This is a genomic window from Pseudomonas haemolytica (genome assembly GCF_009659625.1).
In the GTDB taxonomy this organism is placed as follows: domain Bacteria; phylum Pseudomonadota; class Gammaproteobacteria; order Pseudomonadales; family Pseudomonadaceae; genus Aquipseudomonas; species Aquipseudomonas haemolytica.
In genome coordinates this window covers 708,853-732,165 of the sequence record NZ_VOIW01000001.1, presented here as the reverse complement: position 1 = coordinate 732,165, position 23,313 = coordinate 708,853, and the positions used below count along the sequence as shown (strand labels likewise).

The window sequence follows — 23,313 nt, the reverse complement described above, 5'->3', positions numbered from 1 at the left end:
AATGCTGCAATTCGAAAACGTTTCCACTTTCTACGGCAAGATCCAGGCCCTGCACGACGTCAATGTGGAAGTGCGCCAGGGCGAGATCGTCACCCTGATCGGCGCCAACGGTGCCGGCAAATCGACCTTGCTGATGACCCTGTGCGGTTCGCCCCAGGCTCACAGCGGCAGTATCCGCTACATGGGTGAAGAGCTGGTGGGCAAGCACTCCGCCGAGATCATGCGCAAGAGCATTGCCGTGGTACCGGAAGGTCGTCGGGTGTTCTCCCGCCTGACCGTGGAAGAGAACCTGGCCATGGGCGGGTTCTTTACCGACAAGGGCGACTACCAGGAGCAGATGGACAAGGTGCTGCACCTGTTCCCGCGCCTCAAGGAACGCTTCAGCCAGCGTGGCGGCACCATGTCCGGCGGCGAGCAGCAAATGCTCGCCATCGGCCGGGCGCTGATGAGCAAACCCAAGCTGTTGCTTCTGGACGAGCCTTCCCTGGGCCTGGCACCCATCATCATTCAGCAGATCTTCGACATCATCGAACAACTGCGCAAGGACGGTGTAACGGTGTTTCTGGTGGAGCAGAACGCCAACCAGGCGCTGAAAATTGCCGACCGCGCCTATGTGCTGGAAAACGGCCGGGTGGTGATGCAGGGTACGGGCGAGCAATTGCTGACGGATCCGAAGGTGCGTGAAGCCTATCTCGGTGGCTGAGCCATTGGCGTCAACAAAAAACGGCCTTCGGGCCGTTTTTTTTGCGATTTAGAGGCTCGCGGCAAGTTGACCTTTGCTGGCCCGTTGGCCGACCAGCATCAATCCGCCCCCCGTCAACAGCAAGCCCGCCGCGAGGAAGATATACAGGCCATACACGTCCAGCGGCATATCGAAATACCCGATAACGCTCTGCGCCAGGTTAAGCGTTTGGGAACACACCAGCGTACCGGTCAGCGATGCGATGGCCAGCACGGGTGTGACCGTTGCGGATACACGCCCCATATAGCCTTCAGGCACAGCCTCTTGAAGCATCGGCCCTTGAACAATCGCAAACACCGAAAAGAACAGCCCGCAGCAGAACATCAGTGCCCAAGCCAGGTAAAACGGTGGATGCAGCGAGTACGCCAGGTAGCTGAAACCCATGCACAGCAACGAAATAGTAAATGCCTGACGTGTACTCAAGGACTTCAGCAACGGCCGCACCAGCACGGCGGCAATCAAGCCTCCCACTGGGAACGCCGCGAGTATCAAGCCGTATTCATAGGGGCTCAAGCCCAGGGTTTTGAACGCATACAAGGACAGTGCAACATTATTGACCCCCAGTGAAAACCCATACAGCGCAACACCGATCAGCAGCGTGCGAATGGACGCGTGCCCCCAGGAAAACCGCAGCCCCGCGAGCAGCCCATGCCAGAAAGGCAACCGTTGCTGCTCGGCCAGCAACGTCCTGCGCAGGCCTTGGGTGGAGGCAATACAGAGTGCCGAACACGTAAAGGCCAGCACATTGATCAGCAGTGCCACAGCAGGCCCTACCCACACAAATAACGCCGGCCCAAGGGAAGCCGACAACACTGAAATACCCGTCAAGGAAAACATCGCCTTGGCTGAAGCTTCAACGCGTCGCGCAGAAGGGATGACCACCTGCATGATCGCCTGACGCGACGGGTTGAAAAATTGCGCAGCGGTGCTGTTAACCAACAACAACAGCAGAACCCCGGCAAGCACTTGCATCTGATCAAGCCCTGCCAGCGAATAGATCACGAAAAAGATCAGGAAGTTGAGCACCCGAATAGCATCCGCCGCGATCATCACGTACAGCGGGGCCATTCGATCAACCCAGGCTCCGGCGAGTGGCGCCACAAACACACGCGGGATGGCCGAGGCCGCCACTGCCAGGCCCACTGCCGTCGGTAAAAAGGCACTGTTGTGAAACAAGTCCGTCACCAACCAGACGATGACCGTGCTTTCAAAAACAAACTCGCCAAACGATGAAAGCGCTTGCCCCAGCCATAGGAATGAAAAATTCCTGCTGATGAAAAAATCTGTAAATCGGTTCTTCACAGCCAAAGCACCCTATTGGTCGTAACTACATTCAAAGGACTCTAGCAACCGCTGGGCACAAGACCTGACGGGTTCGGACACTCCGAACTTCGCAGCGATTTCGAGTGCTGCCACGGCGTTCTTGTTTCCTTTAACCGCTTCACCGATCGCCGTCAGGTCTCGCCATTGTTCCCAGGACGGATCAAAGGGTGTGAGGGGTGGATGCCTGTCCTTCCAGTAAAAACCCCAGGTATGCCAACCCTCATAGAACGTTTGCCAATCCTGGGTCAACAGCGGCTTGGCAAAGTTACTGAGCGCCAACGGATCAGCCAGCGGTTGAAACCGAGCCTCGATGCTGCAACGCCAACCCTCGCCGGTATTGGTGGCGCCCCCATGCGGGGTGAAGGTATTGAACAACAGCACATCACCCGGCTGTAATTCGAACACGTTCTTTGTGCCCAGCACTTGCGGGCAGACTTGCCAGCCTGATGGATTGAGCGCCAGCTCGAGCGGTAACAGGGTCTCGCCGGGCTTTTTGTTATAAACCGGCAGCGACCCCGAACTCTCATCGACATTAAAAAACGGCGCCCATAAGGTGATTTGCCGGTCACTGCCTTGCAGTTCCGGAAAGTCCTGGTGAACGCCGGGCGAACAGTGCAGCGAAGAATCCAATGGCGCCAGACCCCGCACCCATTTGACCGGGTGGACAAACACCTCATCGGTATCGAGTAGCACTTTCATCACCTCGATCACTGCTGGGGCCTGAAAAAGTACTTCGGTCAGCTCAGAGCGCATGACGTCGACGAACTTAAGCAGGTCGGCGTCGGGCTGCGCGGGCTCCGTGAATCGAGGCTGCCCCCTGTGGGTAAAACCGTCCGCTATCCGATGATGGAGCAATTGCTGCATTACTTTTTCAGCAAGTACCGTCAGCGTCTCGTTGTCCAGCAACTTGCGAACAACGACGTAGCCCTCTCGCTCGTATGCATCCCTCAGCGGCGAAAGTCTGTTCATTTTTGCAACTCCTTGCGACGCACTCAGCCTGGAAAAACCAGCCGAATGGCATAAAGAACATCCCTTTCTTCACTCAGGCGCAGCATCTGCGACGCTGTTTCTTCATGTACCGCCGGGGTCATTCTGGCCACGAGACCTTGATGCTGCCCTTCCAATAACAAGGCATGACCGACACGCCCCACATCCAACAAGGCTTTGGCATAGGCAATATCGGGATCGGTGAATGCGTCAACGGCAAATTGCCAATTGATTCCAAGCAGCACCGTGATGCCGTTACCCCCAGCCCAGCCTTGGCCCTGAATGATCTTGGCGACTACCTCGCTGTCACTGGGGCGATCCGAACGTTTGAGCGCTCTGGGCGTATGGTCCAACGACCATGCTGCATCCGCCCAACCTTGTACACCCTGGGTCACGACGCCAGCGAAGAGATGTGTCTCCTGGGCCAACGCCTGGTAAAGGCACCTGAGGACCGCCACCAGTACCGAGGAGGGAACGTCCCGCTCGGCAACTGAAGTAAAGCTGCGTCTCGAGATAGCCCGCTTGAGGTCATACCCGGACACTAGCTTATCCAAAAGGTAACGATGACTTTGAAAAGCCTGCGGCCGAGCCGCAAGATCACTCTGCAATGTCTTCAGGAATACATAGGGGCGTTCCCAGTTATGGTGTTCCCACGTCTCGGGGATCAAACGCTCATTACCGCACTGGCTTACGTACATCATTAATTCCACCCCTCCAGCAACCCGATTGAAAACGCCGGAAGGCCGTCATCCGATGACTCATCCGTAAAGTCTTTTGCGTACTCAAAGTCCACGACAAACCGTGATGTGTAATGCCAGTTGCAATAACTTGCCAACGCCGACAATTGAGCCTCTGCATGCCCGGCATCGACCAGTAAGGCACGAAAACTGCGCGGGTCGCGATAACGGAACATTGAACGTCTCACCGCAGCGCACAACACCAGCCTTACCACCCAATCGGCATCGGAGTTTGAAATGCGCTCGGCATCCATGGAGGCCGGCAATGTGCGGGAGAGCAGTTGCAGCGAACTCTTGGTCGGGGAAAAATAGTAGACACCCGGCTCAAGCAGCGGCGAACGATGGACTTCAACAAAACATTCCGTGGGGTGCCTGGCACCGCCTGAAGGGATGGACTTCTTCAGCAACTCAACTTGGTGATAATCACGTTCGCCGTCGTAATACGCTGGTTGGTGCAAGCGCACGCCGAACGTCCCCGACAAAATCATACTGAACTGATAAAAAACAGAATTGCGCAGCTCGTCGATGTCCAAGTTGACCGCGTCAATGATCGCGACATCGTGACTTGAGTCAACACTCAGCTCGACGGGCGGATACTGATGTTCCTTGACGTAGGCGGCCATGATCCGGGCGTCTGCCTCCAACGCCGATAGGCCTTGGGACATGTCAAGAAAGGGGTGATTCTGTGTGGCCAGGTGATAACCGGATTTGGGCTCATCCACTACCGGCGTACAGACGTTAGCCAGCAAGGTACCGATGTCCGCCTCACTGAGGGTGTTATCGAGTGCGATCGCTGCTTTCAAGTGATCGGCATTTACCGCCCGACCGCAGTGCTCGGCAATGAACCTGCCCAAGCCTTTGGAAATTTTGACGCCGTTACAGCCTGAAGAGTATTCAACCCAACATTCTTCTTTGCCGTCGTCGAATACTAATACCGCTGGAGTTATAAAGTACATAAGCTGCTCCTTGAAGGCCTGGAGAGCTAACTCTCCAGGCCCACTGCTTCCTTATTTAGCCACTTTTACCGGCTTTGGCTTGGAAGGCAGTTTCACATGCATCAAGTTGCAGGTGGCACTTTGCAGCAGGGCTACTTTTACTTCTTTCATTGTCACATTCCTTCTTAGTTAGACTGGAACACTCTCCAGCAGAGTCGTTCGTGAACTGCGCATTTCATTTGTCGCCGGCAAAAACAAACTAAACATCCAAAAAACAAAAGTCAAAAGAATAAATCCTTAAATTTACAACTGACTGTTCTCTATACAAAAAACTAATGTATGCGCCCAAGAATGGGGACAAAGCACTTAATCCAAACAAAAAGCCTCTGTACAAAAGACTCGCCACCCTCCACGAACTACCTCTTCGCCCCGAAAACGCAGACACTTAGAAGTGAATACGTAAGAAACCACGCCGTGTATTTAAAAACTAAATAGTCGGCTTACATAATGTATCTGTACTAAAACCAGATCAGATGATGTTCCCGTATTAATTCAAGAATGGCACTGAGCGAACGTCATCAATCGTCCCTCACGTGATTTGGCTGATAGCAATGTGCGCAAAATGCAGCATGAACTCGCGAATGCCTGAAGCTCTTGGCTCAGGCATTCGCGAGCGCTTTTTGCCGGCGCGTTGAATTTTTTTGTCAGCCGCTGTAACGCATTGGGATGTCCTCACTCTAGTGGGGTAAGCAAGCACCAACGCTTCCTTACACAAACCTCACTGCTGGAGATACACCATGACTACTAAAACCCGTTCGCTGTCCGCCGCTACCCTCGTTTTGGCCCTGGGTTCGGCCCTGAGTCTTTCCGCCCTGACCAATACCGCTCACGCAGCCGACGACATGCAGAAATGCTTCGGCGTGGCTGAAGCCGGCAAGAACGATTGCGCCGCAGGCGCCGGCACTTCCTGCGCCGGTACCTCCAAAACCAAAGACCAGGCCGACGCCTGGAAACTGGTCCCCGCCGGCACTTGCACCAAGACCCCAAGCAACACCTCGCCGACCGGTTTCGGCCAGGAAGCCGCCTTCGCCGCCAAATCCTGAAACCCAGCGCCGCCTGAGTAACGATGATGACGCCTACTCCTCACTACACGGTCTCACCGGCTCAGGTGCCCGGCCTCCCCTTGCGGGCCGGGCTGGGGCTAAAGACCGAGCACTTCGCGCAAGTGCTCGAGACCTGCCCCGACATCGGTTTTTTCGAAGTACACGCCGAAAACTACATGGTGGCCGGCGGCCCGTTTCATCACTACCTGGGATTGATCCGCGCGCAGTACCCACTGTCGTTGCACGGCGTGGGCCTGTCCATCGGCGGCGAAGCCCCGCTGGACCGTGAGCACCTGGCACGGCTGGCCACGCTGATTGAACGCTATCAACCCCAGTCATTTTCCGAACACCTGGCGTGGTCCAGCCACGGCCCGGTGTTTCTCAACGATTTATTACCCCTGGCCTACGACGCCAGCACCTTGAACCGGGTGTGCGAGCACATCGACCAAGTACAAAACACGCTCAAGCGGCCGATGTTGCTGGAGAACCCCTCCACCTACCTGCAGTTCGAGCGCTCTACCCTGGACGAAACCGACTTCATCAGCGAGATCGTCCGCCGTACCAGTTGCGGCCTGTTGCTGGACGTCAACAACGTCTACGTCTCCTGCATCAATCACCAGCGCGCGCCATTGGCCTATATTGATGCCCTGCCATTGCACGCAGTCGGTGAGATTCATCTGGCCGGCTTTGCCGAAGACACGGACAGCCTGGGCGACCGCCTGCTGATCGATGACCACGGCGCGCCTATCGATAACGCCGTGTGGCAGTTGTACGAGCAGGTACTGACACGAACCGGGCCAGTGGCCACGCTGATCGAGCGGGATAACCAGGTGCCAGCACTCAGCGTATTGCAGGCCGAAGCCCGGCAAGCGCAATGGTATTTGTCGCAGGTGGCCCGATGAGCATTCAACAGGCATTTGCTCACGCCTTGCTGACGCCAGACGCCGCCTGTCCCGAGGGTGTGTTCAGCAGCAACGGTGCCGACCCGGCGAGCCGCTTCGCGGTGTATCGCAATAATGTCCACAGCTCGTTGATCAATGGATTGGCAGCCGCCTACCCAGTGGTGCGGCAACTGGTCGGCGATGAATTTTTCCACGCCATGGCCGGCCTGTACGTACAAGGCCAGCCGCCTACCAGCCCGTTGATCAGCGAATACGGCAGCACACTTGCCGATTTCATTCAGGATTTTGAACCGGCCTCAAGTGTGCCTTACCTGGCAGATGTCGCTCGGCTGGAACACCTTCGGGTTCGCGCTTACCACGCAGCGGACAGCCAGCCATTGAGTCAGCACAGCGTGCTCCAGCAACTGCAAGGCGTAGCGCGACTGGGGCAGTTACGTGTGCAACTGCACCCCTCCCTCGCCACGCTGAACTCCCCGTACGCAATTGTCGCGGTATGGGCGGCGCACCAGACCGACGGTCCTATTGCCACGTTGGCCCCCTGGCACGCCCAGGGCGCGCTGGTCTTGCGCCAAGGGCTGGTGGTCAAGGTATTCGCCATCGACAGCGGATCTGTGACGTTTATCAACAGCCTCAGCCACGGCGCCGGACTAGAGGTGGCCGTAGCCAAGGCCCTTGAAGCCTCGAACGAATTCGACCTGCACCAATGCCTCACGCTGCTGATCAGCCACGACGTTATTACCCATTTGCATCTGGAACAAAAGGTATCGCCATGAACACTTCCGCTCCCTGCCTGGTAAAACGGACCGTCGCACTGTTCGAAAACATCCCCTACAGCCTGATCGCCTTTATTGCACGCTTTTCCATTGCAGCGGTGTTCTGGAAATCCGGGCAGACCAAAGTTGAAGGCTTTGCCATTGATCTGATCAGCGGTACGTTCCAAGTGGGCGAACCCAAACTTGCTGCTTCGACGTTGTGGTTATTCCGCAGCGAATACAACCTGCCGCTACTGTCACCGGAAGTGGCCGCGCACTTGGCAACCTTTGCCGAGCACTTTTTCCCGGTGCTGATCCTGGTGGGGTTCGCCACGCGCTTTTCCGCCCTTGCCCTGATCGGCATGACCCTGACCATCCAGTTGTTCGTCTACCCTGACGCCTACCCTACCCACGGCACCTGGATCGCGCTGTTGTTGCTGTTACTCGCCAAGGGACCGGGCTGCCTGTCCATCGACCAGTTGATTGCCCGTCGCTATCGCTAAAGCCGGTCCAGCGCCTCGCCGCTGCGCTTGAACCAGTCCACCAGGTAGTCGGCCAATACCTGGGTACGGCGCGGCAGGCCACCTTGATAGGGATGAACCAGGTACATCGGCATGCTGCGCGTCTGATAGTCGCGCAGGAGCCAGCGCAATCGGCCGTCAGCCAGTTCCGTCGGTAATACGTAGGACGGTAGGCGCGCAATACCGGCACCCACCAGCGCGGCTTTTTTCAACAGGTTGTAGTGGTTGGAGGCGAAGGTGCCGCTTACCCGTACCCGCAGCAGTTCGTGCTGCTGGTGATACAGCCATTCCTCACGGCCACTGTAATGGCTGTTGAGCAGACAGGTGTGGGCCGCCAGGTCTGCCGGGGTCAGCGGCTCGCCGTGCTGTTCAAGGTAGGCCGGGCTGGCGCAGGTCATCTCGTGCCAGGCCAGTAAAGGCTTGGCCACCAGGCGTTCATTTTCGATGGCCCCCGAGCGTACGCCCAAGTCAAAGCCATCCCGTGCCAGGTCCCGGTAGCTGTTGTTCAGCTCCAGCTCGATCTGCACCTGTGGGTATTGCTTGGAGAACTCCAGCAGCAAGCCATCGAAGAAGGTTTCCCCCAATGACACCGGAACCGTCATACGCACGGGGCCGGCCAGATCGTCCTTGAGCCGCGCCAACGCCTGGCGTGCGCGCTCCACTTGCACCACCAGCGCTTGTGCCTGAGGCAGCAATGCCGCACCGGCGGCGGTGAGGCTCAGCTTGCGCGTGGTGCGGTGCAGCAGCACCACGGCAAACTGCGCTTCCAACTGGCTGATGCGTTTGGACAACTGCCCCTTGCTGCAACCCAGTTGCTCGGCCGCCACAGTGAAGCTGCCAGCTTCGATCAGCACCGCGAAGGCCGCCAGGTCATCCATTTCGCTCATGGATTGTTTCCATTTGAAAACCAAAGGTTGCCTATTAGCGCGTTTATCCGACTAAAAAGCCACACTAGACTGAACCCTCACTTAACCCCTGGAGGAACAGCACGATGAAAATCCTATTGATTGGTGCCAGCGGCACAGTCGGTTCGGCGGTGAAGGCGGAACTGGCCCAGCGTCACGACGTGATCAGCATCGGGCGCAACAGCGGCGACTTCCAGGTGGACATCAGCGACAGCGCCTCGATCCGTAGACTGTTTGAACAAACTGGCAAGTTCGACGCATTGGTCTGCGCTGCGGGCAGCGTCAACTTCGTAGCCCTGAGCGACATGAGCGAAAGCGATTTTGAACTGGGCCTGCGTGACAAGCTGATGGGCCAGGTCAACCTGCTGCTGATTGGTCGAGAGTACGCCAACGACGGCGCTTCGTTTACCTTCACCAGCGGCATTCTGAACCGTGATCCGATTCGTACAGGCGCCTCGGCGGCATTGGTCAACGGCGCATTGGATGCATTCGTCAAAGCGGCAGCCATTGAATTGCCACGCGGCCTGCGTATCAACGCGGTCAGCCCGACAGTTCTACTGGAGGCCATGGGCAGCTATGCACCGTACTTCCGTGGCTACAAACCAGCCCCAGCTGCCGACGTGGCACTGGCTTACGCAAAAAGCGTTGAGGGCCTACAGACTGGCCAGACCTTTATCGTAGGCTGAGTTTGACGTCTGTCAGAAACGCCTGAAGCCGGCGAGCGGGCTTGTGATGCGGCGCCAGCCTGCGTAACGTGGCGGCACTTGTCTGGAGACCCGATATGCGTGCCGCCCGTACCTTCGCCCTGTGTGCCTTGCTTCCTCTGTTCGCCGCTTGCCAGATGTTCGAAAGCGAGCCGGCCAAGCCCTCTACCGTAGGGCTGACCCGTATGCAGGGGGAATTGACCGCGGTGGGCGGCAAGCTGTTGTTCCAGCCGTGCGGTGACCAGCGTAACTACGTGGTCAAGGACACCGGCGGCACCAGCATCCTGCAGGAAGCCGCTTCCCTGGCCGGTCAGCAAGGCGCGCTGTTTGCCGACCTGCGCGGCAAGTTTTCCGGCGTCGCGACCGGCACCCAGGGCGAAGTGGAGCTACAACAACTCTACCGTGTCGAGCGCTCGACCTCAGCCTGCACCGACCCGGACTTCAAGCGCATGATCCTGCGGGCCAACGGCCATAAACCGGCCTGGGCAATGAATGTCACGGCCAAGGGCATGGTGCTGGAACGTGAAGGCCAGCCGCCGCTGGCGGTGCCGTATGTCGAAGAGCAACTGGGCGACGGCCGCTTCAACCTGATGACCGAAGCCAATAACCAGCACATCGAACTGTGGGTGGCGCCCCAGCGCTGCGTCGACAGCGTGAGCGGCAGCCTGCAACACATGAGTGCCGAGCTGCGGGTCAACGGCCAGGTTCAGCGTGGTTGCGCGGCGTTTGGCGGCTCGCGGGACGACTGATTCGGCCCTGCGCTGTTTTAACATGACCGAAAGTTGCCATTGGGGCCTATAATCGCCGGTTTGCTAAACAGCCGGCCTCCTTGCCCGCCGCCTACCGGATCCTGTCATGTTACGAATCACCGAACTCAAGCTGCCCATCGACCATCCCGAAGAAGACCTGCGGCCTGCCATCTTGCAGCGCCTGGGCATCGCCAGTGATGACCTGCTCGATTTCACCCTGTTCAAGCGCAGCTACGATGCCCGTAAAAAGTCCTCGGAACTGTGTTTCATCTACACCGTCGACCTGAACGTAAAGGGCGAAGCCGCCCTGCTGCTCAAGTTTGCCGACGACCGCAACGTCAACCCGGCGCCGGACGTCAGCTACAAGGTGGTGGGCCAGGCGCCGGCAGGCTTGGTTGAACGACCAATCGTGGTGGGTTTTGGCCCTTGCGGGATCTTCGCCGGGCTGCTGCTGGCGCAGATGGGCTTCAAGCCGATCATCCTCGAGCGTGGCAAGGAAGTGCGCCAACGCACCAAGGACACCTGGGGCCTGTGGCGTAAAAGCGTGCTCAACCCCGAGTCCAACGTGCAATTTGGTGAGGGTGGCGCCGGGACCTTCTCAGACGGCAAGCTGTACAGCCAGATCAAGGACCCGAAATTCCACGGCCGCAAAGTGCTGCACGAGTTCGTCAAGGCCGGCGCGCCGGAAGAGATCCTCTACGTCAGCAAGCCGCATATCGGTACCTTCCGCCTGACCGGTGTGGTGGAAAACATGCGCGAGCAGATCATCGCCCTAGGCGGTGAAGTGCGCTTCGAGCAGCGGGTCACCGACGTGTTGATCGAGGACGGCCAATTGAACGGCGTGGTCATCGACGGCGGCGAACAGATCCTCTCCAAGCATGTGATTCTCGCCCTGGGCCACAGCGCCCGTGACACTTTCCGCATGCTCCACGGCCGCGGCGTGTACATGGAAGCCAAGCCGTTCTCGGTGGGTTTCCGTATCGAACACCCGCAGTCGCTGATCGACGCCGCACGCCTGGGCAAGTACGCCGGCCACCCGAAACTGGGCGCGGCCGACTACAAGCTGGTGCACCACGCCAAGAACGGCCGTTCGGTCTACAGCTTCTGCATGTGCCCGGGCGGCACCGTGGTGGCCGCGACCTCAGAACCCAATCGCGTCGTCACCAACGGCATGAGCCAATACTCGCGTAACGAGCGCAATGCCAACTCCGGCATTGTGGTCGGCATCACGCCCGAGGTGGATTACCCGGGTGGCCCGCTGGCCGGTATCGAGTTGCAGGAGCGCCTGGAGTCCCACGCCTACATTCTCGGCGGCAGCAACTACGAGGCCCCCGCGCAACTGGTGGGCGACTTTATCGCCGGCAAACCGTCCACCGCCATTGGCAGTGTGGAGCCTTCCTACAAGCCCGGCGTATCCCTGGGTGACCTGGCCCTGGCCCTGCCGGACTTCGCCATCGAAGCGATCCGCGAAGCCCTGCCGGCGTTCGAGAAGCAGATCAAAGGTTATTCGCTGCACGACGCGGTGCTGACGGGTATCGAGACCCGCACCTCGTCACCGCTGCGCATTACCCGTAACGAATCGATGCAGAGTCTGAACGTCAAAGGCCTGTTCCCGGCCGGGGAAGGCGCTGGGTATGCGGGTGGGATTCTGTCGGCGGGTGTTGACGGGATTCGGATTGCCGAGGCGTTGGCGCGGGATATGCTCGGCATCGAAGCCTGAGAACACTGCAGTAAAAAATGTGGGAGGGGGCTTGCTCGCGATTGCGATCTGTCAGTCAAAAACGTTCTGACTGAACCACTGCTATCAGGAGCAAGCCCCCTCCCACATTTTGATTTGCGCTGGGTCAGATATTGGCGCACAGGATAGTTTTGGGCAACGGCTCACCACGCTCCACGCTTGCCGCAACGGCCGCCATCAACCCTTCCAACTCATACCCCTGCCCCGCCAGCCACGCCTGATCGTAATAGGTGGTGGCATAACGCTCGCCGCCGTCACACAAGATCGCCACGATCGACCCCGACTCCCCCGCCGCTTTCATCTGTTGCGCCGCCATCAAGGCGCCGATCAGGTTGGTCCCGCTGGAACCGCCGACCCGCCGACCCAGACGCCCCGCCAGGTAATGCATGGCCGCCAACGACAACGCGTCTGGCACCTTGACCATCGCATCAATCACCGCTGGCAAAAACGATGCCTCGACCCGCGGCCGACCAATCCCTTCGATCCGTGAACCACAGTCCAGGCGCAGGCTGGCGTCGCCGCTCTGGTAGAAGTCGAAGAACACCGAACGTTCGGCATCAGCGCACAGCACGCGAGTGCAATGCTGGCGATAACGCACATAACGGCCCAGGGTCGCGGTGGTGCCGCCGGTGCCGGGGCTGGAAATCAACCAGCTGGGCTCCGGGTGCTGCTCAAAGCGCATCTGCTGGAAGATCGACTCGGCGATGTTGTTGTTTGCCCGCCAGTCGGTAGCGCGTTCGGCATAGGTGAACTGGTCCATGAAATGACCGCCGCTTTCCTTGGCCAGGCGTTCTGATTCGGCGTAGATCTGCGTCGGATCCTGGACCAGATGGCTCTTGCCGCCGTAGAAGGCGATCTGGGCGATCTTCTCCTGGGACGTGGTAGCGGGCATGACCGCTATAAACGGCAAACCCAGCAGTCGAGCGAAGTAGGCTTCGGAGATCGCGGTGGAACCACTCGACGCTTCAATCACCGGTGCACCGGGCTTGAGCCAGCCATTACACAGCGCGTACAGGAACAGTGAGCGGGCCAGGCGATGTTTCAAGCTGCCGGTGGGGTGGCTGGACTCGTCCTTGAAGTACAACTCGATGCCCGGCAAACCCGGTAATGGCAACGGAATCAGGTGGGTGTCGGCGCTGCGCTGGAAGTCTGCTTCAATGATGCGAATGGCTTCGCGGGCCCAGGTACGGAGGTCGCTCATGGAGGGTTCTCTAAAGGTTTTCAGCCTTGATCTTAGGATGTTTCCTACACTTCACACAGATACAGTGCCGACTCAATTGGACACACAATTGCTAGTCTTTGGCGCGTCGACAATCCGGCCAGTCTCTTATAACAAATAAGAATATAACTTTTGTTTTAACAACTAACAGTACGGGTTAGGGTACCCACCTATTGAACTTGGAATGGAGAGCACCCCTTGCCTCTGCGTAGCACTTTCACCCGTTTCTTCCAGCTGGAAGCCGCCAGTGGCCTGTTGTTGATCGCCGCTGCCGCCTTGGCGCTGATCATCAACAACTCGCCGTTGTCGCACCTGTACAACGCCTTTCTCGAGACGCCAGTGGTTACACAGGTGGGTGCGTTGACGATCGCCAAGCCGGCGCTGCTGTGGATCAACGACGGCCTGATGGCCCTGTTCTTCCTGTTGATCGGCCTGGAGGTCAAGCGCGAACTTCTCGATGGCCACCTGTCCAAGCCTTCCCAAGTGGTGCTGCCTGGCGCAGCGGCCATCGGCGGCATGGTGGTGCCGGCGTTGATCTACTGGGCGCTGAACAAAGACAACCCCGCCGCTCTCGCCGGCTGGGCGATCCCTATGGCCACGGATATCGCGTTCGCCCTGGGTGTCCTGGCCCTGCTGGGCAAGCGTGTACCCGTGTCGCTGAAACTGTTCCTGATGACCCTGGCAATCATTGACGACTTGGGCGCCATCATTGTCATTGCATTGTTCTATTCCGCCGACTTGTCCGGCGCATCCCTGGCGGGAGCCGGAGCTTGTTTGATCGCCTTGATTGCGATGAACCGCCTGGGCGTGATCAAGCTTGGGCCGTACCTGATCATCGGCCTGATCCTGTGGGTGTGTGTACTCAAGAGCGGTGTGCATGCCACGCTGGCTGGCGTGACCCTGGCGTTCTGTATTCCACTGCGTACCAAGAATGCCGAGACTTCGCCGCTATTGACCCTGGAACACGCTCTGCACCCATGGGTGGCCTACGCCATCCTGCCGCTGTTCGCATTCGCCAATGCCGGGGTTTCCCTCAGCGGCGTCAGCCTGGAGAGCTTCACCCACTCGGTGCCCATGGGCATCGCCGCGGGCCTGTTGATCGGCAAGACTGTCGGTGTGTTCGGCCTCACCTGGCTGGCGATCAAGACCGGCATCGCCTCACTGCCCAGCGGCGCCAACTGGGGCCAAGTGCTTGGCGTGGCGATCCTGTGCGGTATCGGCTTCACCATGAGCCTGTTTGTCGGCTCCCTGGCGTTTGTACCGGGTGCCAGTGAGTTTGCCGGTGAAGACCGCATGGGGATTCTGACCGGGTCGATCCTGGCGGCCTTTATCGGGTATGCGGTGACAGCGATGGCGAGTCGTAAGAAAGCCCTGGTTTCATAATTGGAGTAACAGCCCCAAAACCAAAAAACCGCCCTACCAAGGCGGTTTTTTATTGCCCGCAACTTTTGCGCTTTTTGGCAAGCACAGCGGCGTGCTGGTCTATAAAAGCAAAAACCCCAACCGGTCACCCGGCTGGGGTTTTGTATGACTACGACTTGCCGCTTAACGGGTAACGCGGCTGGTACCGTCAACCGTCATGATGCGTACGCGGTCGCCAATGCGGAAGATTTCATTTTCCTGCACGGCTTGTACGTAGGCGCGCATGCTGCCGTCGTCTTCGCGAACGGTGATTTCCACGCCCTGGGTACGGGTCAGGCCTTCTTCGGTGGCCGAACCCAACAGGCCGCCAGCGACCGCGCCGATCACGGCGGTGACGATGCTGCCACGGCCGCCACCGATGGCGCTGCCGCCAACACCGCCGATGACCGCACCTGCAGCACCGCCGATTGGGGTCTTGGTACCTTCGATTTTCACCGGACGCAAGGATTCGATGGTGCCCATGCGCACGGTTTGTACACGACGCGCCTCATCACGAGAGTACGAGTCGCCGGTCAGACTCGAGGCGCAGCCACCCAGCAGCAACGACAGGGTGGTAAAGCAGGCAACTAGTAAAACGGACTTACGCATAGCATCAACTCCAAAGGACAGGTATTCATTAAACGCTGTGGCTTGGCGCCTGTCACGGCAAGCCAGGCAGAAAATTGTTTTCATTCAGCCTGAGTACAGACTGCCAGCACCAGAAAACTCGACGAACGGTAGCCAAGCCAGGGGGCCGAACGATGCCACAACCTACCTGATCATTGTAGCCGCACAGCCGAAAGCGCCCGAAGTCTCTTGAACAGGGACTTCAGCGCAACAGGGTTGATTCAGGTGGGATGACCAAAGGTGACGCTCAGGGCGCCAGGCGCTCGCGGGACCATTGAGCCCCTTGCAAACGATAGTTGAGGCGATCATGCAGGCGGCTCGCGCGACCTTGCCAGAACTCGATGCGTTCGGGCAGCAAACGGTACCCACCCCAATGCTCGGGGCAATCGGGCTGGGTATCGCTGAAACGCTGTTCAGTGGCCTTGAGCAGTTCCTGCAGTTCTTCGCGGTCACGAATGACCTTGCTCTGCGGGGAGGCCCAAGCGCCCAGGCGACTGCCCAAAGGGCGCACCTGGTAATAAGCATCCGACTCTTCAGGGGTGACCTTGACCACGCGCCCTTCAATGCGCACCTGGCGTTCCAGGGTCGGCCAGAAGAAGGTCATGGCCGCGAACGGCCGCGCCGCGAGTTGTTCGCCCTTGGCGCTCTGATAGTTGGTGAAGAAGGTAAAGCCCTGTGCATCCAAGCCCTTGAGCAACAGGATGCGGCAGTGAGGGCGACCGTTCTGGTCGACCGTCGCCAGGGTCATGGCATTGGCCTCCACCGGCGGCTGTTCGGTTTTCACCGCGTCGCCAAACCACTGATGGAACAACGCAAACGGCTCGTCCGGGGCCTGGGCCTCGCTCAAACCGTCCCGTGTGTAGTCACGGCGCATATCGGCCAGTGCCTGGGTCATGCGGCTTTATCCTTGTGGTTCAACGGCTCAGTTTTTCGCCTGGTCGTTCGAAGCGGGTGCAGCAGCCTTGGCTTTGGCCGCAGCGGGTTTCTTCGCAGCCGGTTTGGCCGCAACCTTTTTAGCCGCTGGCTTGGCGGCAGCTTTCTTGGCCGGGGCCTTTTTGGCTGGCGCTTTTGCCGCCGGTGCCGGGGCTGGAACATTCTGCACGGCAACCATTTCAGCAACAGGTGGCGTCTTGCCCGAGTTGTACTTGCTCAGCAGTGCCAACATCGTTGTACGCTGAGTGAACATGATTTCCATGCGACGATTCAGCGCACGGCCCTGATTGCTGTCGTTGGCAGCACGTGGCATAAGATCGCCCATGCCACGCAGCATCAGGCGATCCTGCTTCAACCCACTGAGGCTGAAAATCGAGGCAATCGACTGCGCACGTTCCTTGCTCAACGCCTGGCTTGCGGGAGCGCTGCCAGTGGCATCGACGTGGCCCAGGACCAGCACAGCGGTCTTTGGATCAGCCTCGACTGCCTTGGCTACACGGGTGAACGGGCCCAGGGTCACCGGCAGCAACATTGCCGGGCGCTTCGGGTTGTAGGAACCGTCTACCGGGGCAATCACCACCAGCACGTTGTCGCGTCGTTCCAATTGCAGGTTGCTGTCCTTGATGGCCGCACGCAGGCGTGGCTCGTAGTCGTCCAGCCAGGCTTGGGTGATTTTCGGGTCAGGCATCGGCACGTTGGTCACGTCGACCTTGGACAATGGCTTTGGCTTGCTTTCGAACGGCCACCACCAGCGAGGCTCGGCGTCGGTCTTGGCGACCACAGGCACCGCGTCCGACGTCGGGGTTGCCGCCTTGAGGTCGGCTTTCAGGTCAGCCTTGGCATCGGCGGCCTTTTCTTCGGCGCTCTTGGTGGAGAACGGCCACCAGCTGTAACCGGTGTCAGCCTTGGCAGCCGGCGCAGCAGCTGCTGCGACAGGTTCAACTGGCTTGGCACCCGCAGCCGGCTTGGCATCGGGCTTGGCGTCGGTTTGGGTCACTGCGTCCTTGGTCGCAGTCTTGTCCGATCCAAATGACCACCAATGCCCACCTTCGGCATCATTTTGTGGAGTTTGTGCACAACCTGTAATAGTGAGGCACAGCGCCAGTGCCAAGGACTTGTTCGATAACATGAGATATCCACAAAATGAGAAAAAACCAGGGGGTCTCGTGACCCGTTAAACAGACGCTTAAAGAACATTCAAGTTACAACATGTCGTTCAGCATCTTTCTTATACTTGCCTTTGTAACAAAAAATTGTGAAACAGCAAGGGGTTTATAGACAACCGGCCAATATTCCGACCAACTTCTGCGCGCGCGGGTCCATAAGTACGTAGGGCCCCAGGGTATTAGTGACAAAACCGAATGCGACATCATGTTCCGGGTCGGCAAAACCGACTGAGCCCCCTGCACCAGGATGCCCAAATGCACGTGGCCCGAGGCCGAACGTAGCGTTGGGCAACTGCGGTTGATCCAACATGCAGCCCAGGCCGAAGCGGGTTTGGGTCAATAAGGTTTTATCCGGTCCGATACTGTGTTCACGGGTCAATTGTTCGAGCATGTCGCTTTCCAGCAAACTACCGTCCAACAAACCGCTATAAAACCCGGCCAGGCTGCGGGCATTACCGTGACCATTAGCCGCGGGCTGCTGCATGCGTCGCCATTCGGGCTTATTAGTGCTGGTCAGAATAGACGGTGGATTGGCAAATGCACGTGTGGTCATCGCCGCAGGTTCGCGCATCATTACTTGAAGTAACCGTTGCGCGGCCTCATCCCCCATGTTGCCTTTACTGCGAGCTATATGGGCAACACGATAAAACTCTTCATCTGCCAGGCCAACGTGAAAGTCCAGCCCCAATGGTCGCGCCACCCGCGCGACGATGGACTCACCCGGCTCGCGCCCATCGGCACGGCGCAGCAATTCGCCGACCAGCCAACCGTAGGTGATTGCCTCGTAGCCATGGCCTTCGCCCGGTGTCCACCACGGGGCCTCGGCCGCCAGGGTATCGACCATCAATTGCCAGTCGTACAGGGCCTCGACGGGCAGCATTTCGCGGATGGCGGGCAGCCCGGCCTGGTGGCAGAGCAACTGGCGTAGCGTGATCGCTTCCTTGCCGGCAGCCGCGAATTCCGGCCAGTAATCGGCAACAGGCGCATCGAGCTTGAGCTTGCCTTCGGCCACCAGTTGCAGGGCGGTGACTGCCGTGAAGATCTTGGTGCAGGAGAACAGGTTGACGATGGTGTCGCTGTGCCAGGCTTCGGCCCCGTCCTTGTCGGCGGTACCGGCCCACAGGTCGACGACGGTTTGCCCACCGATCTGGATGCACAGCCCGGCACCACGCTCCTGAGGGTCATCGAACAACGCGGCGAAGGCTTCGCGTACTGCTTCGAACTGGAGCTCGTAATGACCCTGAATCTGCACCTAAGCCGCCTTTGAAAACACTGTAAGAAGTAGCCGACATTGTTCCAGTCATTGTAGGTTTTGTGAACCCGTCAACGATGAATCAATGCCCATTCCCAGAGTGCCCACCGGCCTGCCCGGTGCCCTGCCCCGCGCCCTTGCCTGCCTGGGCTGATCTACCCCCCTTCGTTCTCTCTCACGGCGCCGACCGCCTTGGCCTTTTCGGCCGCCCTGCCCAATTGATCGACTGCCGCAAGGTTGCTTTTACGTACGCTGTCGACGAAACCCTGGAACGGTACGTCGGTGATGCCAACAAGACCGAAGTGGCCATTTTCGCCATCCAGCAGACGCCCGGTCACTGGCTGGTCCAGGTACTGGAACCAGTGCACGCCGACAATCGACGGCTCAGCCATCGCCTGCGTCAGGAAAGTGCTGTACGCCGCGGCACGGTCTTCTTCACGGGCCAATTGCGTCACGCCCCCCCAGAACGGGCCACGGTCGGCAGAGCCAACGTTGAACTCGGTGATCAGCACCGGTTTGTCCAACGCACGCAGGGTGGCGAAGTCATAGCCGTCCTGGGGTTTGAGGGTGTACATGTTGAAGCTCAGCACATCGCAATACTGCGCGCACGATGCCACGGCTTCCGGGGTGCTCACCGCAAAACGGCCGCCCAGCAACAGTTGGTTGGGCGCGTGCCACTTCAGCGAGTCAGAGATGGTCTTGAAGTAGGTATCGGCAAAGGTCTTCTGGAAATACTTGAAGTCAGCTTCGATTTCTGGGTGCTCGGGGCTGGGCATCGGCGGCTCGAAGCCCGGATCTTCCATCAGCTCCCAGCCTGCCAGGTGAATGCCCCAGGCTTTGGACAACCCCTCCTCATTACGGTACTTGTCGCGCAATTGCTTGAGAAAGGCGCGCTTGGCCGGAACGTCGGTGGTCATGCGCAAAGTGCCGTAGGCCAAGGCGTAGCGAGATTTCGGATCGTCTCCGGGACCGGCCCAGGCCAATTCGTTGTCGGCAAAGAAGCCGATCAACCACGGGTCATCGCGGTGATCGCGCGCGGCGATGGCCACGGCGCGTTCGGTGGCCATGGCAAAGCGTGGGTCGAACGGGTCAGGCATGCCGCCCCACCAGTCGGTGCCGGTGCTGATGCTGGCGTAGTCACCCACAATCGACAGCGGCAAGGTGTACGGCACGCGGTCGGCAGTGGCCAGGTCCTCATCGCTCCAGTTGCCTACGGTATTGAAACCCCAGCCTTGCAAGCGATCGAGGGTGTGGTTGACCCAGCGCTTCTGGTCAAAACCTTCGGTGCCGTAGGCTCGTTGCAGGTTGGCAGCGTAGAAATCGTACCAACGCCCAGCCCCAAAACCGCGACCTTCGCCGGCACCGTTGCCGGTACGGTTGTCGCCACTGCCGTAATACTTGTCAAAGGGTTCACCGGCCTTGGGCAGCGCCGCGAACATCCACTCACGCCCCGCCACATAGGTCTGGCTATTGTCCGGCGCCACGGTGTTGACACCCAGGGAGTAGAACGGATGACCGTCCGGCGTCACCAGGTACCAGCGGCCGTCACGTTTCTCGGTGCGGAAAAAGCCGCTGGCGTCGAATGCCGGACCTTTGTTCCAGCCGCCGTATTGGTCCAGGGAGGATTTATTTCGCTCGGCCAGCCAGGTCTTGAGCTGCTGCTGTTCCTTGGCGGCCGACGCCTTGAGTTGGTCATCGCTGCTGATCTTTTCCGGCCAACGCGTGCGAGTGGACTGACCATAGGCGTCGACCAACTCGCTGTAGGCGGCCTTCAACACCGGCTCGCTGTCCTGCACGCCGAAGCGCTCCAGCAGGATACTTTGGGCGGCATTGGGCTTGATCATCGACAGGGTCACCGAGACGACCTGGCTGCGGTCGATTTCCCCGGCGCTGGCAGCCAGCAACACCCGCTGGCCGTCAACGGTCATCGGCATCGGCGGACCGGCCTTCATGCCCTGGCTCAATGGCGAGTTGGCTTGCAGTGGCACCAACAGGGTCTGCGCCGGGCCGGCCGGCAGGTCAACGCGGCTGACCAGGGTCTTGCCGTCAGCACTCTGCACCTTGACGTAGAGCGTCAGCGCCCAGTTCATCGCGCTCTGGATACGCAGGCTCACAGCGCTTGATTGCGACCAGTCCCATGCGCCGGTTTGCGGGCTGAGTACCAGGCTCGGCTCGGCTGCCGGGTTGAAGGTGATACGGCGCAGTACCTCGCCTTCGGGCGTTTGTTCGGCGTTGTATTGCGGCAGGCTGGCGTCCTGGGTCGCCACCTTGACCACATCGGCAGGCCGGACGAAGTTGAACAGCGTTTGTTGCCCGGCAGGCGCGGCCATCAACGGCGCTGCGAACAGCAAGGCAAAAAGGGCGGGCAGCGTGCGAATCATACGAACAAGGTTCTCCCAGACGGCCAGTGAATGGCCTGATGACATCGATGAGATAGACCACGAAGTGGGCGAATTTGCCCACAGTGGCTTAAGAAATTTCGCGCCTGAACGGCGGCAAAGCATTGAGGATAGCCTTGCCATAGCGCTGGGTGACCAGGCGACGGTCGAGCAAGGTGATGGTGCCCCGGTCTTCTTCCGTACGCAGCAACCGCCCGCAGGCCTGTACCAGCTTCAGTGAAGCATCCGGCACCGAGATTTCCATGAACGGGTTACCGCCCCGGGCTTCGATCCATTCGGCCAGTGCGGCCTCGACCGGGTCATCGGGCACCGAGAACGGGATCTTGGCGATCACCACGTGCTCACAGTAGGCACCGGGCAAGTCCACGCCCTCGGCAAAGCTGGCCAGGCCGAACAACACGCTGGAATCACCACCGTCGACCCGCGCCTTGTGCTTGTTCAGGGTTTCCTGCTTGGACAGGTTGCCCTGGATAAACACCTGCTTGCGCCAGTCACGGTCGAGGCCATCGAACACGTCCTGCATCTGTTTGCGCGACGAGAACAGCACCAGGGTGCCACGGGAACCTTCCACCAACGATGGCAGGTCGCGAATGATCGCCGCCGTGTGCGCCGGCGCGTCCCGTGGGTCGGCCTTGAGGTCAGGCACCCGCAGTACACCCGCATCGGCGTGATGGAACGGGCTCGGCACCACGGCGGTGACGGCCTTTTTCGGCAGGCCGGCGCGCATGCGGAAACGATCAAAAGTGCCCAGGGCGGTCAGCGTAGCCGAGGTCACCAGGCAACCATAGGCCACATTCCACAGGTTGCGGCGCAGCATTTCGGCAGCAAGGATCGGGCTGGCGTTGACCTCGATATCAAACAGTGCCCCGCTCTCCGACAGGGTCAGCCAACGGGCCATGGGCGGGTTGTCTTCCGGGTCTTCGACGGTGAAGGCAGTCCACAGCTCCCAGTTACCCTGGGAGCGGGACAACAGGCTGCCAAACAGCGGGTACCACTCTTCGGCCTGGTTGCTGGCGATGCCGATGTTGACCTCGCCGTCCATGCCTTCCTTGAGCAAGTCGGTCAGGCGGGTGAACAGGTCGGTCAGCCGCGAAAAGCCCTTCTTCAGCTCGATACCCATTTCGCGCATGTGCTCGGGGATCATCCCACCGACAAACCGGTGACGCGGGCGCTCGCGGCCCTCGACGTCTTCACCGGGCTTGAAGTCTGCGACCTGTTCGCAGGCGCTGAACATGAACTGCTGCTGGGTCTTGATCTCGCGCGCCAGTTCCGGCACCTGCTCGATCAGCTTGCCCAGGTCGCCGGGCAATGGATGCTGGGCCAGCAACTTGGTGAGGTTCTTGGCGGTGGTTTCCAGCCAGTCGGCCGTGGAACGCAGGCGCGTGTAATGGGCAAAGTGGCCAATGGCCTTGTCCGGCAAGTGGTGGCCTTCGTCGAATACGTACAGGGTGTCACGCGGGTCGGGCAACACCGCGCCGCCGCCCAGGGCCAGGTCGGCCAGCACCATGTCGTGGTTGGTAACGATCACATCCACCTTGCCCATGCCTTCGCGGGCCTTGTAGAAGGCGCACTGGCCGAAGTTGGGGCAGTGACGGTTGGTGCATTGGCTGTGGTCGGTGGTCAGGCGCGCCCAGTCGGAATCTTCCAGGGCGGTGGGCCAACTGTCGCGGTCGCCATCCCACTTATTGCCGGCCAACTTCTCGATCATGCTGGTAAACAGCTTCTGGCTGGCCTCATCGACCTCGATCTTGAAGCCCTCTTCTTCGAACAGCGAGGCGGTGGCGGTCTGCGCATGGCCTTCCTGCAGCAGCACGTCGAGCTTGGACAGGCACATGTAGCGGCCACGGCCCTTGGCCAGGGCGAAGGTAAAGCTCAAGCCGCTGTTACGCATCAGGTCGGGCAGGTCTTTGTAGACGATTTGCTCTTGCAGGGCGACAGTGGCGGTGGCGATCACCAGGCGCTTGCCCGCGGCCTTGGCAGTGGGGATCGCGGCCAGACTGTAGGCCACCGTCTTGCCGGTACCGGTGCCGGCCTCGACGGCCACGACCGCGGGCTCGCCTTCGCGGCGACCTTCGTCGTCGGTGTCGATATCCCCGAGGACTTTCGCCACTTCGGCGATCATCAGGCGTTGGCCGTAGCGCGGTTTCAAGCTCTTGGCTTCGAGAAAACGCGAATAGGCGCCCTGGATCGTGGTTTTGAGTTCAGTGCTGATCATGGA

Annotated in this window: 21 protein-coding genes; 9 read left to right on the top strand and 12 right to left on the bottom strand. The window is 59.5% G+C overall.

Annotated elements, in window-relative coordinates:
• Window position 1: 1 nt before the first annotated feature.
• Window positions 2-703 carry an ABC transporter ATP-binding protein gene (locus tag FRT59_RS03325; RefSeq protein WP_034118512.1) on the top strand — a complete coding sequence of 234 codons (702 nt, stop codon included), beginning with the start codon at window positions 2-4 and terminating at the stop codon, window positions 701-703.
• 48 nt (window positions 704-751) lie between these two features.
• Here FRT59_RS03325 and FRT59_RS03320 read toward each other — a convergent pair whose 3' ends face one another.
• From FRT59_RS03320 to FRT59_RS03305, 4 genes are read right to left on the bottom strand one after another with little or no spacing between them, the layout of a single operon-like run.
• On the bottom strand, window positions 752-2,044 hold the full coding sequence (locus FRT59_RS03320) for an MFS transporter (RefSeq protein ID WP_162524813.1): 1,293 nt from the start codon (window positions 2,042-2,044) through the stop codon (window positions 752-754).
• 12 nt (window positions 2,045-2,056) lie between these two features.
• Complete coding sequence (locus FRT59_RS03315; RefSeq protein WP_153870383.1) at window positions 2,057-3,034, bottom strand: phytanoyl-CoA dioxygenase family protein; 978 nt, start codon at window positions 3,032-3,034, stop codon at window positions 2,057-2,059.
• A gap of 23 nt (window positions 3,035-3,057) precedes the next feature.
• Window positions 3,058-3,753 (bottom strand): hypothetical protein, encoded by a 696-nt coding sequence (locus FRT59_RS03310; protein WP_034118510.1) that lies wholly within the window; start codon window positions 3,751-3,753, stop codon window positions 3,058-3,060.
• Complete coding sequence (locus FRT59_RS03305) at window positions 3,753-4,745, bottom strand: nitroreductase family protein (RefSeq protein ID WP_034118509.1); 993 nt, start codon at window positions 4,743-4,745, stop codon at window positions 3,753-3,755. Before FRT59_RS03305 ends, FRT59_RS03310 begins: the two co-directional genes overlap by 1 nt.
• 776 nt (window positions 4,746-5,521) lie before the next feature.
• Here FRT59_RS03305 and FRT59_RS03300 point away from each other — a divergent pair.
• From FRT59_RS03300 to FRT59_RS03285, 4 genes are read left to right on the top strand one after another with little or no spacing between them, the layout of a single operon-like run.
• Entirely contained in the window at window positions 5,522-5,827 is a 306-nt protein-coding gene (locus FRT59_RS03300) for a BufA1 family periplasmic bufferin-type metallophore (RefSeq protein ID WP_153870382.1), read from the top strand.
• A gap of 23 nt (window positions 5,828-5,850) precedes the next feature.
• Window positions 5,851-6,729 (top strand): MNIO family bufferin maturase, encoded by an 879-nt coding sequence (gene bufB, locus FRT59_RS03295; RefSeq protein WP_153870381.1) that lies wholly within the window; start codon window positions 5,851-5,853, stop codon window positions 6,727-6,729.
• Complete coding sequence (locus tag FRT59_RS03290; protein ID WP_153870380.1) at window positions 6,726-7,502, top strand: HvfC/BufC N-terminal domain-containing protein; 777 nt, start codon at window positions 6,726-6,728, stop codon at window positions 7,500-7,502. The genes bufB and FRT59_RS03290 overlap by 4 nt, the downstream gene beginning before the upstream one ends.
• The gene (locus tag FRT59_RS03285) at window positions 7,499-7,984 is read left to right on the top strand and encodes a DoxX family protein (RefSeq protein ID WP_153870379.1); all 486 of its coding nucleotides are present in this window, start codon (window positions 7,499-7,501) and stop codon (window positions 7,982-7,984) included. Before FRT59_RS03290 ends, FRT59_RS03285 begins: the two co-directional genes overlap by 4 nt.
• On the opposite strand, the gene FRT59_RS03280 is transcribed toward FRT59_RS03285, so the two are convergent.
• Window positions 7,981-8,889 (bottom strand): LysR family transcriptional regulator, encoded by a 909-nt coding sequence (locus FRT59_RS03280; protein WP_034118503.1) that lies wholly within the window; start codon window positions 8,887-8,889, stop codon window positions 7,981-7,983. The genes FRT59_RS03285 and FRT59_RS03280 overlap by 4 nt on opposite strands.
• Before the next feature lie 104 nt (window positions 8,890-8,993).
• Here FRT59_RS03280 and FRT59_RS03275 point away from each other — a divergent pair, with 104 nt between their 5' ends.
• From FRT59_RS03275 to FRT59_RS03265, 3 genes are all read left to right on the top strand, one after another.
• On the top strand, window positions 8,994-9,593 hold the full coding sequence (locus tag FRT59_RS03275; RefSeq protein WP_153870378.1) for a short chain dehydrogenase: 600 nt from the start codon (window positions 8,994-8,996) through the stop codon (window positions 9,591-9,593).
• A 95-nt stretch (window positions 9,594-9,688) separates the two neighbouring features.
• Window positions 9,689-10,360 (top strand): COG3650 family protein, encoded by a 672-nt coding sequence (locus tag FRT59_RS03270; protein WP_153870377.1) that lies wholly within the window; start codon window positions 9,689-9,691, stop codon window positions 10,358-10,360.
• 106 nt (window positions 10,361-10,466) lie between these two features.
• The gene (locus FRT59_RS03265) at window positions 10,467-12,080 is read left to right on the top strand and encodes an NAD(P)/FAD-dependent oxidoreductase (RefSeq protein WP_153870376.1); all 1,614 of its coding nucleotides are present in this window, start codon (window positions 10,467-10,469) and stop codon (window positions 12,078-12,080) included.
• Window positions 12,081-12,204: 124 nt separating this feature from the next.
• On the opposite strand, the gene FRT59_RS03260 is transcribed toward FRT59_RS03265, so the two are convergent.
• Window positions 12,205-13,299 (bottom strand): PLP-dependent cysteine synthase family protein, encoded by a 1,095-nt coding sequence (locus FRT59_RS03260; RefSeq protein WP_153870375.1) that lies wholly within the window; start codon window positions 13,297-13,299, stop codon window positions 12,205-12,207.
• Window positions 13,300-13,515: 216 nt separating this feature from the next.
• Here FRT59_RS03260 and nhaA point away from each other — a divergent pair, with 216 nt between their 5' ends.
• Window positions 13,516-14,700 (top strand): Na+/H+ antiporter NhaA, encoded by a 1,185-nt coding sequence (nhaA, locus tag FRT59_RS03255; RefSeq protein WP_034118498.1) that lies wholly within the window; start codon window positions 13,516-13,518, stop codon window positions 14,698-14,700.
• Between the two features lie 162 nt (window positions 14,701-14,862).
• Here the strand turns inward: nhaA and FRT59_RS03250 are convergent, their stop codons facing one another.
• The 6 genes from FRT59_RS03250 to dinG all read right to left on the bottom strand — a co-directional run bounded on the left by FRT59_RS03250 (window position 14,863) and on the right by dinG (window position 23,310).
• The gene (locus FRT59_RS03250) at window positions 14,863-15,327 is read right to left on the bottom strand and encodes an outer membrane lipoprotein (RefSeq protein ID WP_003189251.1); all 465 of its coding nucleotides are present in this window, start codon (window positions 15,325-15,327) and stop codon (window positions 14,863-14,865) included.
• A 265-nt stretch (window positions 15,328-15,592) separates the two neighbouring features.
• Window positions 15,593-16,240, bottom strand: a complete 648-nt coding sequence (gene pdxH / locus FRT59_RS03245; protein WP_153870374.1) for a pyridoxamine 5'-phosphate oxidase — start codon at window positions 16,238-16,240, stop codon at window positions 15,593-15,595.
• Window positions 16,241-16,267: 27 nt separating this feature from the next.
• Window positions 16,268-17,407 (bottom strand): OmpA family protein, encoded by a 1,140-nt coding sequence (locus FRT59_RS03240; protein ID WP_034118496.1) that lies wholly within the window; start codon window positions 17,405-17,407, stop codon window positions 16,268-16,270.
• A gap of 143 nt (window positions 17,408-17,550) precedes the next feature.
• Window positions 17,551-18,696 carry a serine hydrolase domain-containing protein gene (locus FRT59_RS03235; RefSeq protein ID WP_198809574.1) on the bottom strand — a complete coding sequence of 382 codons (1,146 nt, stop codon included), beginning with the start codon at window positions 18,694-18,696 and terminating at the stop codon, window positions 17,551-17,553.
• Window positions 18,697-18,851: 155 nt separating this feature from the next.
• Window positions 18,852-21,077: a beta-galactosidase gene (locus FRT59_RS03230; protein WP_411828970.1), complete on the bottom strand. Its 2,226-nt coding sequence runs from the start codon at window positions 21,075-21,077 to the stop codon at window positions 18,852-18,854.
• Between the two features lie 88 nt (window positions 21,078-21,165).
• A complete protein-coding gene (gene dinG, locus FRT59_RS03225) occupies window positions 21,166-23,310 on the bottom strand; it encodes an ATP-dependent DNA helicase DinG (RefSeq protein WP_034118493.1) in 2,145 nt (714 codons plus the stop codon).
• Between the last annotated feature and the right edge of the window lie 3 nt (window positions 23,311-23,313).